15 protein-coding genes are annotated in these 16,882 nt (G+C 72.2%); 5 read left to right on the forward strand and 10 right to left on the reverse strand.

Translation table 11 applies throughout. The features are described from left to right. Positions 1–10: 10 nt before the first annotated feature. The 4 genes from QUY26_RS13740 to QUY26_RS13755 all read right to left on the reverse strand — a co-directional run bounded on the left by QUY26_RS13740 (position 11) and on the right by QUY26_RS13755 (position 3,431). The gene (locus QUY26_RS13740; RefSeq protein WP_289946429.1) at positions 11–664 is read right to left on the reverse strand and encodes an RES family NAD+ phosphorylase; all 654 of its coding nucleotides are present in this window, start codon (positions 662–664) and stop codon (positions 11–13) included. A gap of 2 nt (positions 665–666) precedes the next feature. Beyond that, positions 667–1,371, reverse strand: a complete 705-nt coding sequence (locus QUY26_RS13745) for a hypothetical protein (RefSeq protein WP_289946431.1) — start codon at positions 1,369–1,371, stop codon at positions 667–669. Next, positions 1,368–2,624: a hypothetical protein gene (locus tag QUY26_RS13750; protein ID WP_289946432.1), complete on the reverse strand. Its 1,257-nt coding sequence runs from the start codon at positions 2,622–2,624 to the stop codon at positions 1,368–1,370. Before QUY26_RS13750 ends, QUY26_RS13745 begins: the two co-directional genes overlap by 4 nt. Positions 2,625–2,792: 168 nt before the next feature. Continuing rightward, positions 2,793–3,431, reverse strand: coding sequence for a hypothetical protein (locus tag QUY26_RS13755; RefSeq protein WP_289946434.1), 639 nt, complete (start codon positions 3,429–3,431; stop codon positions 2,793–2,795). 322 nt (positions 3,432–3,753) lie between these two features. Here QUY26_RS13755 and QUY26_RS13760 point away from each other — a divergent pair, with 322 nt between their 5' ends. Then, positions 3,754–4,377 (forward strand): hypothetical protein, encoded by a 624-nt coding sequence (locus tag QUY26_RS13760; protein WP_289946436.1) that lies wholly within the window; start codon positions 3,754–3,756, stop codon positions 4,375–4,377. Positions 4,378–4,452: 75 nt separating this feature from the next. On the opposite strand, the gene QUY26_RS13765 is transcribed toward QUY26_RS13760, so the two are convergent. The 4 genes from QUY26_RS13765 to QUY26_RS13780 form a co-directional block, all read right to left on the reverse strand. Further along, a complete protein-coding gene (locus QUY26_RS13765) occupies positions 4,453–5,961 on the reverse strand; it encodes a GntP family permease (protein ID WP_289946437.1) in 1,509 nt (502 codons plus the stop codon). Positions 5,962–6,197: 236 nt separating this feature from the next. Beyond that, on the reverse strand, positions 6,198–6,608 hold the full coding sequence (locus tag QUY26_RS13770) for a RidA family protein (RefSeq protein WP_030357976.1): 411 nt from the start codon (positions 6,606–6,608) through the stop codon (positions 6,198–6,200). 82 nt (positions 6,609–6,690) lie between these two features. After that, positions 6,691–7,443, reverse strand: a complete 753-nt coding sequence (locus QUY26_RS13775) for an IclR family transcriptional regulator (RefSeq protein WP_289946440.1) — start codon at positions 7,441–7,443, stop codon at positions 6,691–6,693. Then, on the reverse strand, positions 7,440–8,534 hold the full coding sequence (locus tag QUY26_RS13780) for a sugar kinase (protein WP_289946441.1): 1,095 nt from the start codon (positions 8,532–8,534) through the stop codon (positions 7,440–7,442). Before QUY26_RS13780 ends, QUY26_RS13775 begins: the two co-directional genes overlap by 4 nt. Positions 8,535–8,735: 201 nt before the next feature. On the opposite strand from QUY26_RS13780, the gene QUY26_RS13785 reads away from it, so the two are divergent. After that, positions 8,736–10,046, forward strand: a complete 1,311-nt coding sequence (locus QUY26_RS13785; RefSeq protein ID WP_289946443.1) for an alanine racemase — start codon at positions 8,736–8,738, stop codon at positions 10,044–10,046. A gap of 357 nt (positions 10,047–10,403) precedes the next feature. Next, entirely contained in the window at positions 10,404–12,026 is a 1,623-nt protein-coding gene (locus QUY26_RS13790) for an N-acyl-D-amino-acid deacylase family protein (RefSeq protein WP_289946445.1), read from the forward strand. 12 nt (positions 12,027–12,038) lie between these two features. Here the strand turns inward: QUY26_RS13790 and QUY26_RS13795 are convergent, their stop codons facing one another. Continuing rightward, entirely contained in the window at positions 12,039–12,908 is an 870-nt protein-coding gene (locus tag QUY26_RS13795) for a S1 family peptidase (RefSeq protein WP_289946447.1), read from the reverse strand. Positions 12,909–13,173: 265 nt separating this feature from the next. On the opposite strand from QUY26_RS13795, the gene QUY26_RS13800 reads away from it, so the two are divergent. Both QUY26_RS13800 and QUY26_RS13805 read left to right on the forward strand, forming a co-directional pair. Then, on the forward strand, positions 13,174–14,385 hold the full coding sequence (locus QUY26_RS13800; protein WP_289946450.1) for a pyridoxal phosphate-dependent aminotransferase: 1,212 nt from the start codon (positions 13,174–13,176) through the stop codon (positions 14,383–14,385). A gap of 105 nt (positions 14,386–14,490) precedes the next feature. Beyond that, positions 14,491–14,901: a hypothetical protein gene (locus tag QUY26_RS13805; RefSeq protein WP_289946451.1), complete on the forward strand. Its 411-nt coding sequence runs from the start codon at positions 14,491–14,493 to the stop codon at positions 14,899–14,901. Positions 14,902–14,959: 58 nt separating this feature from the next. Here the strand turns inward: QUY26_RS13805 and QUY26_RS13810 are convergent, their stop codons facing one another. Continuing rightward, the gene (locus tag QUY26_RS13810) at positions 14,960–16,825 is read right to left on the reverse strand and encodes a phosphoenolpyruvate carboxykinase (GTP) (protein WP_289946452.1); all 1,866 of its coding nucleotides are present in this window, start codon (positions 16,823–16,825) and stop codon (positions 14,960–14,962) included. Positions 16,826–16,882 lie beyond the last annotated feature (57 nt).

Here is a 16,882-nt window from a genome sequence, read left to right on the forward strand (position 1 = left end):
GGCTCAGGGCTCAGGGCGCGATCCGCACGAAGTACGGCTCGAGGAGGGAGTTGAGCCACTCCACGCCCTCCTCCGTGCCGAAGTCCACGACGCCGTCCTCGACGACCTCGACGGTCCCCGGCGGGCAGCGGTCGCCGAAGAGGACCACGGCGCGGTCGCCCGGCTCCCGCTTGGAGGACCAGACGAGCCCTCGCGCCCAGGGGCCGGTATGCCCCCGGATCCAGTGCGCCCAGTCGCGGGTGTACGCGTACTCGCTCGCCTCGGTGTGCACGAGCCAGCTGTCCTGGTGGACGGCGGCGAGGTCGCGCCCGGTGGTCAGGGAGACGACGTCGGTGTCGGCGGCGAGCCGCAGGGTGCTCAGGCGGCGGTGCTCGACGCTCACCCGGGGCAGCAGGCGCGGCCCGCCTGCCGGGTCGAAGGGCAGCGAGCGCAGCAGGGTCTCGCAGACGGCTGCGGCGGTGCCGATGCCCGCGTAGAGGTAGGGGTACGGATCGCAGGACGTGCCGTCGAACCGGCCGCCGCCGTACAGGCAGTGGGAGGGGCGCGGGTTGAAGGCGGCGGCGTCGCGGTGGCCGGAGTGCACGCGGTACAGGGTGGTGCCGCGCGGCAGGGTCGCCTTGGTGGGCGTGCCCTGCGGCCGCTCCGGGGGGCGGTAGTTCGGCACGGCTATCCCTCCTCCATCAACAGCCGTGCGGTGTCGGCGAGTTGCCGGTCCCGGTCGGCGCCGAGGAGCCGGGCGGGCCGGTCCCCGAGCCAGGCGTTGTCCGACAGCCACCAGTCGGCGGCGCCCCACGGGTCCCGGTCGGCCGCGAGATGGGTGTTGACCTCGATGACGACGGGCCGGGCCGCCCCGGCGGCGGTGAACTGGAACCGGGGCAGGCGTGGCCGCCCGCCCGCGCCGGGGAGCCTGATGAGGCCGGGCTGGTCGGGGGCGCCGCCGAGCCGCGTCAGGGTGTCGGCGTCCCAGGCGGGCGCGGCGAGCAGGCGTTCCCGCACGGGGCCGAGCACCGGTCCGACCATGCGGTGCCCGTCGGTCAGCAGGACGGCGAGGTCCTCGGCGGAGAAGCCCTGGTAGGAGGGGTGGGGTTCGGTGTCGGGGGTGGGGTCGGAGGCGTTGCCGGGGGTGAGGTCGACGAGGCCGCCGCCGGTGAACCGCCCCTGCGGGTCGTCGCCGCCGAACTCCTCGGGGAACCGGCGCCGCAGCAGCGCGGCGGCCTCCTCGGCGGCGGCCCGCCGTTCGGTCTCGGGCGCGTCCCGGCGGCGTACGACGGCGAGCAGGCCCGTGAGGGTGTCGCGGGGCGGACCGGTCAGCCGGTCGGCGAAGCGGTCCCAGGCCGCGGCGGTGGCGGCCAGGACGACGTAGGGATTCACGGTTCTTCTCCCGCCTCTCTTCGCCGGCCCGCGCGGGGTCCGGGTGTGTCGCCGCCGAGTCCGACGAGGAGTCGCTCGACGAGGTCGGCGCGGGCGTGCCTGCGCACCACGAAGTGCACGTCGAGCTCGGCGCCACGGACGAGTTCGGCCTCCACGGCCGCCCAGAGCGCGGAGAAGCTCTCCAGCGGTGACAGGCCGCCCCGGCCCGCGCCGAGGAGCGGCAGGCAGACGGAGGTGAGCGGCGGCTCGGCGCGGGCGTTCTCGGCCGCGAGGAGCGCGAGGGCGCGGGCGACGCCGCGGGTCAGGTCGGCGGGCTGGACGTCGTAGTCGTTGGTGCCGGGCCGGGGCACGGCCACGGCGACGTGGTAGATGCGCCGGATGCCCTGCTCGGCGAGCGCACCCGCCGAGGTGGCGGCGACCGTGCCGGGCAGCGCCTCCCGCCCCGGCGCCGCGTGCCGCTCCGCCCACCCCGCCAGCTCGTCGTGGACCCGGTCCTCGACGAGTCCACCCGAGGCGTCCCTGCGTGCCCCGGCCCGCCGCAGGGTCGCCGCCACGGACGACTTGTAGGCGGCGGGCAGCGAGAAGTAGGTGTTGGACGGCGAGAGGACGACGTCGACGTCACGCAGGAGGTCCACTGAGTGGACGTGGACGGTGACGGGGACGGTGCGGTGGGCGAGGTGGACGGGGACGGTGCGGTGGGCGGGCGGGAGGGTCAAGCCGCCCCTGACCGGGGGGACTTCGGCACGCGGACGCGCCGCCGCCACGGCCCCCCAAGCTGCCTCCGCCTCCGCTCCCGCCCCCGGAAACGGCTGCCGGGGTGCAGGCGCAAGGCCAGGTGCAGGTGCAGGCGCAGGCGCAGGCGGGGCCGCGATGTCCACGATCCGCTCCGCGACCTGCCCGAGCACCATCAGCTCGTGGTGTTTGCGGAAGCGTTCGACGCTGACGCCGTAGACCTGCGCCGCGCGCCTGCGCCGGGAGGAGGCGGGCCAGTCCCGGGTGCCCTGGGCGAGCCCGAGGGTGAATTCGGCGGCCTCCTGGAGCGAGCCGCCGCCGACGGCGGAGACAGCCGTCCGCAGCAGCCGCTCGACGGCCCCGCTGTCCGTCGGGGACGGCGAGGCCGAGGGTAACTCGCGCGCTATGCGGATCAGTTCGGGTGTCTCGAGCTCGCGCAGCCTGAGGAGTCCGGCACGCCGCACTCTCCTCACCTCCGCGAGAACCGATCCGTGATCGGGTGGGCGGGGAGTGACCGGCATGGCGGCAAGGATCGCACCGCCCCACACCCGCCACAAGCCCCGCCCACCCGGCTCCCCCCTTGCCTTTCCATTGCACACGAGGGGCCGGTCGGGGACGGGGCGCGGCGGGGCGGTTCGGGGTCGGATCCGGGTCGGACGACGGTCCGTTCGCGACGGGCGCGGCCTTTGCTACGTCGCCGGGTACTTGCGGGCCGAGGTCACCTGGCAGGAGTAGACGAGGCGGTCGTTGGTGCTGTACGGCGCGTGCATCTTGACGGTCCGGTCGCCGCCCGAGGAGACGGTCACCGTGTCGCTCCGGTAGGCGATGGTCCTGCTCGCGACCGCGGAGCTGGGGGACTGGCCGACCTTGAACACCACCGAGAAGGAGTACCGGAACGCCTGGTCGGAAGAGGAGTTCTGGATGTCGACGTCGTAGTTGATCCGCCCGGTGCTGCGCTCGTAGCTGCAGTTCTGGCCGATCACCTCGCCGATGGCGTTCGAGTCGTACGTCGGCTGGCTGCTGCTGCCGCCGGAGCTGAGCCCGCCCGAGCCGCTGGACCCGCCGGAGGTGAGCCCGCCCGAGCCGCTGGAGCCACCGGAGCTGAGCCCGCCGGACTCGCTGGAGCCGCCCGACGACGTGCCCGGGGTGTCGGGCAGTCCGCTGGGCCTCGGCGACAGCGAGGGGCCCGGCATGGTCGGCATGGTCGGTGGCGCGGGCGCGTCGCCGCCGCCGAAGGCCTTGTCCTCCGGGTCGTCGGTGCAACCGGAGAGCACGGCGACGGCGGTGAGAGCGAGAGCGGCGGCGCCGACGGTGCGACGAACACGCATGTACTGATCCCCCGAGTACTGAATTCTTCCGACAGTTCGCACAGAGCGGACGGCGCGAACAAATGATTGAAAGGCGAAGAGCCCCGGGCAGGCTACCCGGTCGCTCCCGGAAATCCGTCGGAGGCCGCACCCGTAGCACACCCGTAGCGCACCCGTAGCGCACCCGTTGCGCTCCCGTACCCATCCTGTAGCTCGCCCCGGCGCCCTCGTCTGCCGTACGGCACCGACCCGCGTCCTCGGGGTCCATGGCCGCACGGACCCCTTGGTACCTTGACCGCTCCCGCACTCATGCGCAGGGAGTACATCCACCATCGGGGGACCCATGAGCCAGTCCTGGCAGCCACAGCCACCGCAGTACGGCCAGCAGCCGCAGTACGGCCAGCCACCACAGCAGCCGGGATACGGCTATCCGGGCCCGGGCCAGAACATGGGCCCCTACCCTCCCCAGCAGCCGATGCCGCACGGCTACCCCTACGCACCCGGCTTCCCGCCGCCCGGCGGCGCGCAGCCGGGCCGGGCCTTCTTCCTCGGCCTGATCGTCTCGGCGGGCCTCAGCCTCGCCTACGCGGGCATCCTGTTCGCCAGTCACGAGGACCTCTCGCGGGTGGGGCTCCAGGCCAGCTATCTGGCCTGTGCCGCGGTGCTCGCGGTGGTCGTGGGCGTGGTGACCGGCCGCACCGGCGGCCGCGACGCGGGACCGGCCGTCTGGGCCGCCGTCCTGGCCGCCCTCGGCGCGTACCTGGGCGTCGCCAACGGCTATGTGTTCACCCTGCTCGACATCGGCGGCACCGACCTCCTGGAGACGGTGCTGGACAACGAGCCCATGGCTCCGCACAAGTTCTGGTGGAAGCGCGTCGACGCCGGCTTCGCCCTGGCGGGCCTGGCCGTGGCCATGGTCGGCGCCTACGCCGTGAACCGCGCGGTCAGCAAGAAGCAGCCGCACTGAGTACGTGAAGGGGGGATGCGCGGCCGGGTCGCCGCGCATCCCCCCTTCACGTACCGCCGGACACCGGAGTCACGGCTACACGAACAGGCTCACCACCGCCGCCACCACGAACCCCGCGACCGAGAGCACCGACTCCAGGACCGTCCAGGTCTTCAGGGTGTCGCGCTCGGAGATGCCGAAGTACTTCGCCACGATCCAGAAGCCGCCGTCGTTGACGTGCGAGGCGAAGATCGAGCCCGCGGAGATGGCCATGATGACCAGGGCGGTGAAGGCGTTGGAGTAGTCGCCCTCGGCGAGCAGCGGCGCGACGATGCCCGCCGTGGTGACGATCGCGACCGTCGCCGAACCCTGGGCCACGCGCAGGACCAGGGAGATGAGGTACGCGAGGACGATGACCGGCAGACCCACGTCGTTGAAGGTGTCGGCGAGGGCGCCCGCGACGCCGCTGCCCTTGAGCACGGCACCGAAGACCCCGCCCGCGCCGACCACGAGCAGGATGTTGCCGACCGGCTTCAGGGACGCCGTGGACACCGTCTCCAGGGACTTGCGGGACCAGCCGCGGCGGATGCCCAGCAGGTAGTACGCCATCAGGAGCGCGATCGTCAGGGCGACGAAGGGGTGGCCGAAGAACTCGATCACGCTGCGGAGTGTGGAAGGGTCGAAGGCGATGGAGGAGAACGTCGCGAGCAGGATGAGCAGCAGCGGGGTGCCGATGATCAGGAATACGGTGCTCAGCGCGACCGGCTGCTCCGTCGGGGTCAGGCCCTGCGCGCGCTGCTCCTCGGCGACGGCCGCCTTCGCCTCCTCGGAGGCCTCCAGCATGTCCTGCGGTACGGGGACGAAGATCCGCTTGCCGATCCAGGCGGCGAACACCCAAGCCGCGAGCACGGCCGGGACGCCGCAGACGACGCCCATGAGGATGACCCAGCCGAGGTCCACCTTCAGCAGTCCGGCCGCCGCCACGGGCCCGGGGTGCGGGGGCAGGAAGGCGTGCGTCATGGACAGGCCCGCGAGCAGCGGCAGGCAGTACAGGAGGATCGACTTGCCGCTGCGCTTGGCGGCGGCGTACACGATCGGCGCGAGGACGAAGATGCCGACGTCGAAGAAGACCGGGATGCCGAAGATGAGGCCGGTCAGGCCCATGGCCACGGGGGCGCGCTTCTCGCCGAAGAGGTCGAGGAGGCGCTTGGAAAGCACCTCGGCGCCGCCGGAGACCTCCAGGATCGCGCCGAGCATGGTGCCGAGGCCGATGATGATCGCGACATGGCCGAGGATGCCGCCCATGCCGGACTCGATGAGGGAGACGGCGTCCGACTTCTGGACGGTGCCGAAGAGTTCGGTGACCGAGAGGCCCGCTGCCAGGCCGACGGCTATGGAGACCGCGAGGAGCGCGACGAACGGCTGGAGCCTGACCTTGATGATCAGGAAGAGCAGGAGCAGGATGCCGAGGGCCGCGACGGTCAGCAGGCCCGCCGTGCCGTCGATCAGGGCCATCAGGCCACCGGTGTGCGGGGTCTGCGGCGGGTCGGAGGCGGCGAGCGCGGTGAGGGCTCCGGCGGAGCCCGAGGGGGCGAACGGGGACATCGTTGACCTCGTAAGTGCATGGGGCTTTCTGGGCAGGGGGGATCGCGGTGGGGCGCCCCGTGGGTGGCGGGCGTCCCTCCGTGACGACAGACGTGCGGTGGGGGGTGCCGACGCGGCGGGCGCGGGCGGGGATGGGCCCGCGGCCGCGGCGTCGGAGGGATCAGCGCGCGCTCGGCGGCGCTGGAGGGCTCGGCCGGTGCCGAGGAGGCTCAGCCGAGGGGGCTCAGCCGAGGAGCTCAGCCGAGGACGGCGAGCGCGTCGATCTCGATGAGCAGGCCCTTGGGCAGGCCGACGTACACGGTGGTGCGGGCGGACGCCGGGGCCTTGAGGCCCTGCTCCTCGAAGTACTGGTTGTAGATCTCGTTCATCTCCGCGAAGTGGTCCACGTCCGTGAGGTAGACGCGCATCATCATCACGTCGTCCCAGGTGGCGCCGCCCTCTTCGAGGATCGCCTTGACGTTGGCGAAGGTCTGCAGGGTCTGCTCGCGCAGGGTGGGGCCCGCGGGGGTGGGGGCCTTGCCCTCCTCGGCGGGCAGGAAGCCGACCTGACCCGCGACCTGGAGGATGTTGCCCTTCTTGACGCCGTGCGAGAACTTCGCGGGCGGGGCGGTGTGGGTGGCGGGGGTGATGGCGGTCTTCTCGCTCATGAACTTGCTCTTTCCTTCAGGGGTGTTACGGGGTGCTGGGTGCCGAGTGGCGCCGGGCCGGCAAAGCCCGGGTTCCCTGGGACTACTTCTCCGGGGCGTGGCCCGAGTACTCCCTGCTGATGGCCTCCGCCGTCCGCCGCACCAGCGGCAGCAGGCGCAGGAGTTCCTCGGCGGTGACCACGACGTTCGGGGCGGACACCGACATGGCGGCGACGACCCGGCCGTCCGCGCCGCGGATGGGGGCGCCGACGCAGTTGATGGACTCCTCGTGGCCGCCGAGGTCGGTGGCCCAGCCCTGTTCGCGCACCTGCGCCAGCTCCTTGAGGAAGGCGGCGGCGTTGGGTGTGGAACGGGACGTGTACGCGGGATAGTCGAGCTTCTCCGCGAAGGCGCGGCGCTCGGCCTCGGGAAAGTCGGAGAGCAGCAGCTTGGCGACGGCGGCGACGGTGATGGCGACGGGCTTGCCGATGCGCGAGTACATGCGGACCGGGTAGCGGCTCTCGACCTTGTCGATGTAGAGGACTTCCTGCTCCTCGTACACGGCGAGGTGGACGGTGTGGCCGCACTTCTCGTTGAGGGCGAGCAGGTGCGGGTGCGCGATCTCGCGTACGTCGAGGTTCTCCACGGCCTCCTGGGCGAGGGCGAAGAGCCGGGCGCCCAGGCGGTAGCGCTGGTCGGACTGGCGGAAGACCAGGCCGTGTTCGTGCAGGGTGCGCAGGAGGCGCAGGGCCGTGGACTTGTGCACGCCGAGGCGGTCGGCGACCTGGCCGAGGTCGGCGGGGCCCTCGGCGAGCAGCGGCAGGATGGACAGGGCGCGGTCGACGGTCTGGCTCATGACGTACGTACCTCCTCGTCGGCCACGGCGGTGGCCCGGGTCGGGTCGGCCGCCGTCCAGCCGGGGCGAAGACGCAGTGTCTCCCAGTCGGCGGGGTCCAGGGCGGCGAGGGTGTCGGCGTGGCCGCGGGACGGCGGGGTCGCGAGGTCGCCGGGGACGGTGAGGGCGGCGGCGGCCATCAGGTGGCCGTGGCGCAGGCGGCGTTCGGCGGGCAGGCCACGCAGGGTCGCGGAGAGGAAACCGGCGGCGAAGGCGTCCCCGGCGCCGACGGGTGCGACGACGTCGACGCGCAGGGCGGGGACGCGGGTGACGGTGTCGCGGCCGGTGGCGTGGTCGGCGGCGAAGGCGGTCGCGCCGCGGGCGCCCTGCTTGACGACGAGGACGGCGGGCTCGGGCAGCGCCGCCCGGATCGCGGCCGGGCCGCCGGTGACGTCCCAGGCCGCCGCGGCCTCGTCCTCGCCGACGAAGACGAGGTCGGCGCCGCGGGCGAGGTCGAGCAGTACGTCGGCGCCGTCGCCGTCGCCGTCGCGCCACAGCCCCGGCCGGTGGTTGACGTCGAAGGAGACCAGGGAGCGGCGTCCTGGCTTGCGGTCGCACAGGTCGCGGACGAGGGCGAGGCAGTCGGCGGAGAGGGCGGCGGTGATGCCGGAGAGGTGCAGGACGCGGCCCGACCACAGGGCGTCGTACGGCATGGTCGCGGGGGACATCGCGGAGGCGGCGGAGCCCGCGCGGTAGTAGACGACCTCGTGGGCGTCGGCGGTGCGGTCGTCGGCGGTGCGGAAGTAGATGCCGGTGGGGCGGTGCGGGTCGCGGCCGACGGCGGAGGTGTCGACGCCGTACTGCCCGATCGTCTCGACCAGGTGGTCGCCGAACCCGTCGGCGCCGACGCGGCTGACCCAGCGGGTGCGGTGGCCCGCGGCGGCCAGGGCGCAGGCGACGTTCGACTCGGCGCCGCCGATGCCGCGGGCGAACGACGGTACGTCGGCGAGGCGTCCCGGGCGCGACGGCAGGAACGTCACCATGGACTCGCCCACCGCGACCACGTCGGTGTCCAGGGAGTTCGTGTCTCCGGCGGCGCCTGCTCGGGTCACGTCGGTGTCAGCCTCTCGCTCGCTTCGCTCGCCCGCCGGATCCGTTGACCCGGCGTTGGCTCGGATGTTAGACAGCAGTAAGCGACATACGCAATGAACGTTGCATATTGTGCAACGCCCACGACGGGGGCGTTGCGAAGCCACACCGAGGAGCTCGCGCAGCGCCAGGCTGACGGGCCCGAAGAGCCGAGGAGGCGCCCCATGGCCGCCGACAAGCCCGCCCCCGCCGACCGCCGCGCGCACGCCGCCCAGCGCCTCGCCGACGAGCCGATCGACCACCGCTTCAAGGCGCTGCCGCCGGACGCCGACGGGCTGACCGTCGGCGAGCTCACCGCCGAGCGCCGCAACCTCTTCACCGGTGGCTTCACCACCCCCGTGCTCGCCCTGTCCGCCGAGCGCCTGGAGCACAACCTCGCGCTCATGGAGGAGTACGCCACCCGGCACGCCCTCGCCTTCGCGCCGCACGGCAAGACGTCCATGGCTCCCCAGCTCTTCGAGCGCCAACTCGCCCACGGCGCCTGGGGGATCACCCTCGCCGTGCCCCACCAGGTGCGCGTGGCCCGCGAGTTCGGCATCGAGCAGATCTTCCTCGCCAACGAGCTCGTCGACGCGGCCGCGCTGCGCTGGCTCGCCGCCGAGCTCGACGCCGACCCCGACTTCCGCTTCATCTGCTACGTCGACTCGGTGCGCGGCGTGGAGCTGATGGACGCTGCCCTGCGCTCGGCGGGCGCGCGCCGCCCCGTCGACGTCGTCGTCGAACTCGCCGCCGGTGACGGTGCCCGCACCGGCGCCCGGACCGAGGCCGACTGCGCCGCCGTCGCCGACGCCGTCGCCGCCGTCGGGACGCTGCGGCTCGTCGGCGTCGCCGGGTACGAGGGGGAGGTGCCGGACGCCACGCCCGAGCGGGTGCACGCCTGGCTGCGGCGGCTCGTCGCGCTCGCCGAGGAGTTCGACGTGGCGGGACGCTTCAAGTCCGGCGGGGTCGACGAGATCGTCCTCAGTGCCGGGGGGTCCGCGTGGTTCGACGCGGTGGCCGACGAGTTCGCCTCCGTCCCCTCGCTCTCCCTGCCCGTCCTCAAGCTGCTCCGCTCCGGGGCGTACGTCTCCCACGACGACGGGCACTACGCGCATCTCACCCCCTTCAACCGCGTCCCCTCGGAGGGGGCCCTCCAGCCCGCCTTCCGGCTGTGGGCGCAGGTCGTCTCGCGTCCCACGGCCGAGCAGGCCTTCGTCAACGCCGGTAAGCGGGATGCCGCGTACGACCTGGACCTGCCCGTCGCGCAGGTCGTCCGGCGGGCCGACGGGACGCAGGCCCCCGCCGACGGGGTCACCGTGACCGGGCTCTCCGACCAGCACGGGTGGCTCCGGACCGCCTCCGGCGCGGAGTTGGAGGTCGGGGACTGGGTGGGGCTCGGCCTCTCCCACCCCTGCACCTCCTTCGACAAGTGGCAGCTGATTCCTCTCGTCGAGGCGGACGGAACGGTCACGGACTACATCCGCACCTACTTCTGACCCGTGCGGCTGGGCCGGGGGCACCCCCGCTATCGGCGCTCCGCGCCTCGTCCTCAACGCCGGACAGGCTCTCTCCCACCCGCCCGCCCAACCTTGGCCCAGCCGAGCAACAGCCCGGCACCATCCGCCCCCGACACAGCCCACGCCGCAGCGCCTTTGCGGCCCGCCCGGGGGAAGTTCTCAGCCCGTCCGGCGCTTGAGGACGAGGCGCGGAGCGCCGATCGAGGGCGGACCGTCCCGCCCTAAGGGGACGCCCACCCCCGGGGTCCAGGGGCGGAGCCCCGGGATCGGAGAAGGGGCGGGACTGGGGCGCCCCGCGAAGGACACCACCCCGCACCAGCAGAAAGGCACCCCACCATGAACCTGGTCATCCGCGGAGCCCGCCTCATCGACGGCACCGGCGACGCCTCGTACAGAGCCGACGTGGCCATGGAAGACGGCCGCATCACCGGGATCCACCGAGAGGGCGAGGGCCCCCGCCCGACGGCCGCGGCGGGCACAAGAACCGTGGAGGCCGAAGGGCTCGCCCTGGCCCCCGGCTTCATCGACATGCACGCCCACAGCGACCTCGCCCTCCTCCGCGACCCCGACCACAGCGCGAAGGCGGCCCAGGGCGTCACCCTGGAGGTCATCGGCCAGGACGGCCTGTCGTACGCCCCGGTGGACGACCGCACCCTCGCCCAGGTCCGCCAGGCCATCACGGGCTGGAACGGGGACGGGAGCGACATCGACTTCGACTGGCGCACCGTCGGCGAGTACCTGGACCACCTGGACGGGGCGCACGGCGGCCGCGGCATCGCGGTGAACGCGGCGTACCTGATCCCGCAGGGCACGGTCCGGATGCACGCGATGGGCTGGGAGGACCGCGAGGCCACCCCGGCCGAGCTGGAGCGGATGAGGGAGCTGGTCGCGCAGGGCATGCGCGAGGGCGCCGTCGGCATGTCGTCGGGCCTGACGTACACCCCGGGCATGTACGCGAAGGACGCCGAACTCACCGAGCTGTGCCGTGTGGTGGCGTCGTACGGCGGCTACTACTGCCCCCACCACCGCAGTTACGGCGCGGGCGCCCTGGAGGCGTACGAGGAGATGGTGGAGCTGACGCGCTCCGCGGACTGCGCCCTCCACCTGGCCCACGCCACCATGAACTTCGGTGTGAACAAGGGAAAGGCGCCGGACCTCCTCGCGCTGCTCGACGACGCGCTCGCGGCCGGAGCCGACATCACCCTGGACACCTACCCCTACACGCCCGGCTGCACGACGCTCGTGGCGATGCTGCCGAGCTGGGCGAGCGAGGGCGGCCCCGACGCGGTCCTCGCCCGGCTCCAGGACGACGACACGGCCGCGCGGATCCGCCACCACATGGAGGTCATCGGCGCGGACGGATGCCACGGGGTGCCCATCGAGTGGGACACCATCGAGATCTCGGGGGTCTCCGACCCGGGTCTCGCCTCCTGCGTGGGCAAGACCATCCAGCAGTCGGCGGACATGCGCGGCGAGGAGCCGTGGGTGACGGCCCGGCGGCTGCTGATCAGCGACCGGCTCGGCTCGACGATCCTCCAGCACGTGGGCCACGAGGAGAACGTCCGGGCGATCATGCGCCACCGGGTGCACACGGGCGGCAGCGACGGCATCCTGCAGGGATTCAAGCCGCACCCGCGGGCGTACGGCACGTTCCCGCAGTACCTCGGCAAGTACGTACGGGAGTTGGAGGTGCTGTCCCTGGAGGAGTGCGTCGCGCACCTCACCTCACGGCCCGCCGCCCGCCTCCGGCTGCCCGACCGGGGCCTCGTCCGCGAGGGCTACCGCGCCGACCTGGTCCTCTTCGACCCGGACACGGTCGCGGCGGGCTCGACGTTCGAGGCGCCGCGCACGCTCCCCGTCGGCATCCCGCACGTCCTGATCGACGGGAAGTTCGTGATCGAGGACGGCCGGCGCACGGACGTTCTCGCGGGACGCGCCGTGCGCCGGACCGGGAGCTGATCCCCGGGAGGGTCAGGGCTTGGGCAGCGTGCAGCCCGGACGGTTCAGGTCGATCTTGTTGCCGGCGCCGACGCAGGGCACGATCGTGTAGGTCTGCTGGCCGTAGTTGATGCCCCGGCGGACGGTCACCTTGCCGTTCTGGTCGACCTCGCACGGGTTGTTGTCCGTGCAGCGCTCGCCGTTCTCATTGCCGGTGTTGTTGACGGCGACGACCTTGCCGGTCGCGTCGTCGACCACCGGCGAGCCCGACGTACCGCCGATCGTCTGGCACGCGGAGGTGTAGCGGACCGAGTCCTTCCAGGTCCAGCGCCCCTCCTTCAGCCGGTACGCGAAGCCGTCGACGTTGCACTTGTACATCCGCTTCCAGTACCCGGACACGACCGTGATGGCCTTGCCCTGCGCGGGACGCGCCGAGTCCAGCTCCAGGGCCTTGATCCCGTACCGGGTCTCGATGTCCTTGTACGTGCTGGTGAGCTGGTAGAGCGAGACGTCCGTGTCGGTCATCGTGCCGTACGCGATCTTGCTGGCGCGCACGGTGCCCGCGTTCCCGCCGCTCGCGTTCAGGAGCGTGAAGCTGCGGGACGAGGCGCGGTCGACGATGACCTGGCCGGGGGCAGGGAAGCCGGTCTCCAGGCAGTGTCCGTTGGACATCACGAGCGCGGGGTCGGTGGGCTGCGACGACGGTACGCGGACGACGGAGCCGGAACAGTTGCTGAGCGCCACGGTGCCGGCGAAGCTCACGGCCTTGGCGGCCGGGGCCTTGACGGCGGCAGCCGTCCGCTTGTCGGCCGACGGCGCGTCATTGCTGACGGCCGCCGCGGGCACGCTCGCGGCGCCGAGGAGTACGGCGGCGAGCGCGGTTCCGACGAGAGGCTTGTTCATGTGGGGGTCCCCTCTGATGACTGCATGACCGAAGGCCTCTTGAGCCCTCAGTTTTGTCATGCGCATTGTTAGGTCCCGCCGACGCCACCACAAGACCGCGTGCAGCCACGTCCGGCCCGAGGGACGTACGGCCAGGGGCGCGGGGCTGCGGCATCAGCGGCTCCGCCGCGGGGCGCGAGCAACCCGGACGGACCCGCGCCCGACAACAGGCACAGGTGACCGAGCTCTCCCCACCCAAGGCGCCCCCGCCCGATACCCTCGGGGGATGCAGGTGATCCAGTCGACCAAGCTCGCCAACGTCTGTTACGAGATCCGGGGCCCGGTGCTCGAGGAGGCGATGCGCCTGGAAGCAGCGGGCCACCGCATCCTCAAGCTCAACACCGGCAACCCCGCGGCCTTCGGCTTCGAGTGCCCGCCGGAGATCCTGGAGGACATCCTCCGCAACGTCGGCGACGCGCACGGCTACGGCGACGCGAAGGGCCTGCTCGCGGCGCGCCGCGCGGTCGTCATGCACAACCAGACGCTCGGCATCGAGACCGACGTCGAGCACGTCTTCATCGGCAACGGCGTCTCCGAGCTGATCGTGATGGCCATGCAGGGCCTGCTCGACGACGGCGACGAGGTCCTGGTCCCGGCGCCCGACTACCCCCTGTGGACCGCCGCGGTCTCCCTCTCCGGCGGCACCGCCGTGCACTACCGCTGCGACGAGCAGGCCGACTGGATGCCCGACCTCGCCGACATCGAGCGCAAGATCACCGACCGCACCAAGGCGATGGTGATCATCAACCCGAACAACCCGACCGGGGCGGTCTACGACGAGGCGATGGTCCGCGCCCTCACCGACATCGCGCGCCGCCACAACCTCCTGGTCTGCTCGGACGAGATCTACGACAAGATCCTCTACGACGGCGCCACGCACACGCCGACCGCCGCGATCGCCCCGGACCTGCTCACGCTCACGTTCAACGGCATGTCGAAGGCGTACCGCGTGGCCGGGTACCGCGTCGGCTGGATGTCGGTCTCCGGGCCGAAGGCCCACGCCGCCTCGTACATCGAGGGCCTGACGATCCTGGCGAACATGCGCCTGTGCGCGAACATGCCGGGCCAGCACGGCGTGGTCGCCGCGCTCAGCGGCCGGCAGACGATCAACGACCTGGTGCTCCCGGGCGGCCGCCTCCTGGAGCAGCGCGACACGGCGTACGACCTGCTGACCCGGATCCCGGGCGTCACCTGCGTGAAGCCGAAGGGCTCCCTCTACCTCTTCCCGCGGCTCGACCCGAAGGTCTTCAAGGTCAAGGACGACCGCCAGCTGGTCCTCGACCTGCTCCGCGCCGAGAAGATCATGGTGGTCCACGGCACCGGCTTCAACTGGCCCGAGCCCGACCACTTCCGCGTGGTGACGCTGCCGACGGCGCCGGACCTGGCGGACGCGGTGACCCGGATCGGCACTTTCCTGGACGGCTACAGCCAGCCGTGACCCGCGTGCGCGGGCGTCCTTGATCACCGCTTTCCAGGATCGACTCAACTTTAGACAGAATCTAAGCTAGGATGGCTTTCAAGCAACCCGCTTGGAGGCCATCTCATGTACGAGCCGATCCGTACCAAGTCGGTCCATGCCATGGCCGACCCGGGCGACTTCCCGCACCGCTCCCGCGAGGAGGAGCTGGACATCCAGCTCGCCGGGCACCTCGCCGCACTGCTCGCCGTGACCGACGAGCTGCGCGGGCTCACCCCATCGCCGGACCTCGACGCCGCCGCCGAGCAGCTGGCGGCCCAGGTGGCCCGGCTGCGCGGCGGGCTGCCGCCGGTCCGCGCGGGCGTGGTCGCCGCCATCCACGAGCCGCACGTGTCCGGCCTGCACCAGCGCGCGCACGCCCTCGCGGGCCGCGCCCTGGTGGTGGCCGCCTCCCGCGCCGACACGGGCGCGGCGATCCTGGCCGCCGAGCGCATGGACGCGCACGCGGCCGCCGCCCACCTCGTGGGCGCCGCCTGAACGACCCCGGGCCGCGCGCCTGAGCGGCGTGCGGCCCGGGTGTCACACACGGATCGGGTCAGCCCAGACGGGCGACCAGGGCGCGGTACTCGTCCCACAGCTCCTTCGGGGTGCGGTCCCCGAACGTGTTCAGGTGCTCGGGCACGAGCGCGGCCTCCTCGCGCCAGACCTCCTTGTCGACCGTGAGCAGGAACTCCAGGTCGGCGGCGGGCAGTTCGAGGCCCTCCGTGTCCAGGGACGCGGGCGTCGGCAGGATGCCGATGGGGGTCTGGACGCCCTCGGCGCGCCCGTCCAGGCGGTCGACGATCCACTTCAGGACGCGGGAGTTCTCACCGAAGCCGGGCCACACGAACTTGCCCTCCGCGTTCTTGCGGAACCAGTTCACGTAGTAGATCTTCGGCAGCTTGGACTGGCCGCCTTCCGTCCGCGCGGCGGCCGCGCCCACCTTGATCCAGTGGGCCATGTAGTCGCCCATGTTGTAGCCGCAGAACGGCAGCATCGCGAACGGGTCGCGGCGCAGCTCGCCGACCTTGCCCTCGGCCGCGGCGGTCTTCTCGGAGGCGACGTTCGCGCCCAGGAAGACACCGTGGTTCCAGCTCAGGGACTCGGTGACCAGCGGCACCGCGGAGGCGCGACGGCCGCCGAAGAGGATCGCCGAGATCGGCACGCCCTTGGGGTCCTCCCACTCGGGCGCGATGATCGGGCACTGCGACGCGGGGACGGTGAAGCGGGCGTTGGGGTGGGCGGCCGGGGTCTGTGAATCCGGCGTCCAGTCGTTGCCCTTCCAGTCCGTGAGGTGCTTGGGCTGCTCCTCGGTCATGCCCTCCCACCAGACGTCGTTGTCGTCGGTGAGGGCGACGTTGGTGAAGACGGAGTTGCCCCACAGGGTCTTCATCGCGTTGGCGTTGGTGTGCTCGCCGGTGCCGGGCGCGACACCGAAGAAGCCGGCCTCGGGGTTGATCGCGTAGAGGCGGCCGTCCTCGCCGAACCGCATCCAGGCGATGTCGTCGCCGATGGTCTCGACGGTCCAGCCGGAGATCGTGGGCTCCAGCATGGCCAGGTTGGTCTTGCCGCAGGCCGACGGGAAGGCGGCGGCGACGTACTTGGACTCGCCGGTCGGCGGTGTCAGCTTGAGGATCAGCATGTGCTCGGCGAGCCAGCCCTCGTCGCGCGCCATGACGGACGCGATGCGCAGGGCGTAGCACTTCTTGCCGAGCAGGGCGTTGCCGCCGTAGCCGGATCCGTACGACCAGATCTCGCGGTCCTCGGGGAAGTGCGAGATGTACTTGGTGGAGTTGCAGGGCCACGGCACGTCGGCCTCGCCCTCCGCCAGCGGGGCGCCGAGGGTGTGCACGGCCTTCACGAAGAAGCCGTCGGAGCCCAGCTCGTCCAGGACCGGCCGGCCCATGCGGGTCATGGTGCGCATGGACACGGCGACGTACGCGGAGTCGGTGATCTCGACGCCGATCGCGGACAGTGGCGAGCCGAGCGGGCCCATGCAGAACGGGACGACGTACATCGTGCGGCCGCGCATGGAGCCCCGGAAGATCCCGCCCTCGCCGCCGGTGCCGGAGAAGATCTCCCGCATCTCCGCGGGGGCCTTCCAGTGGTTGGTGGGCCCGGCGTCCGCCTCCTTCTCGGAGCAGATGTACGTGCGGTCCTCGACGCGCGCGACGTCGGTCGGGTCGGAGGCCGCGTAGTAGGAGTTGGGCCGCTTGATGGGGTCCAGCTTCTTGAAGGTGCCCTTGGCCACGAGCTCCTCGCACAGGCGCTCGTACTCGGCCTCGGAGCCGTCACACCAGACCACACTGTCCGGCTGGGTCAGTTCGGCGATCTCGTTCACCCAGGAGACGAGCCCCTGGTGGTCGGTGGGGACGGTGTCCAAGGACGTCACTGACAGGGGAGCCGCGATATCGCGCGCCACGATTGCTCCTATACGAGGGTTTTGTGGTTGGGGCCCCGTGGGGGCTGCGACCCGGAT

The sequence above is a fragment of the Streptomyces flavofungini genome (genome assembly GCF_030388665.1).
GTDB classification, from domain to species: domain Bacteria; phylum Actinomycetota; class Actinomycetes; order Streptomycetales; family Streptomycetaceae; genus Streptomyces; species Streptomyces flavofungini_A.

Bases quoted from the DNA above. Each gene is read 5' to 3' on its own strand.
- QUY26_RS13790 (WP_289946445.1), top strand. From the start codon at position 10,404: ATGAACCTGGTCATCCGCGGAGCCCGCCTCATCGACGGCACCGGCGAC.
- QUY26_RS13755 (WP_289946434.1), bottom strand. From the start codon at position 3,431: ATGCGTGTTCGTCGCACCGTCGGCGCCGCCGCTCTCGCTCTCACCGCC.
- QUY26_RS13805 (WP_289946451.1), top strand. From the start codon at position 14,491: ATGTACGAGCCGATCCGTACCAAGTCGGTCCATGCCATGGCCGACCCG.
- QUY26_RS13775 (WP_289946440.1), bottom strand. From the start codon at position 7,443: ATGAGCCAGACCGTCGACCGCGCCCTGTCCATCCTGCCGCTGCTCGCC.
- QUY26_RS13770 (WP_030357976.1), bottom strand. From the start codon at position 6,608: ATGAGCGAGAAGACCGCCATCACCCCCGCCACCCACACCGCCCCGCCC.
- QUY26_RS13785 (WP_289946443.1), top strand. From the start codon at position 8,736: ATGGCCGCCGACAAGCCCGCCCCCGCCGACCGCCGCGCGCACGCCGCC.
- QUY26_RS13795 (WP_289946447.1), bottom strand. From the start codon at position 12,908: ATGAACAAGCCTCTCGTCGGAACCGCGCTCGCCGCCGTACTCCTCGGC.
- QUY26_RS13750 (WP_289946432.1), bottom strand. From the start codon at position 2,624: ATGCCGGTCACTCCCCGCCCACCCGATCACGGATCGGTTCTCGCGGAG.
- QUY26_RS13800 (WP_289946450.1), top strand. From the start codon at position 13,174: ATGCAGGTGATCCAGTCGACCAAGCTCGCCAACGTCTGTTACGAGATC.
- QUY26_RS13760 (WP_289946436.1), top strand. From the start codon at position 3,754: ATGAGCCAGTCCTGGCAGCCACAGCCACCGCAGTACGGCCAGCAGCCG.
- QUY26_RS13765 (WP_289946437.1), bottom strand. From the start codon at position 5,961: ATGTCCCCGTTCGCCCCCTCGGGCTCCGCCGGAGCCCTCACCGCGCTC.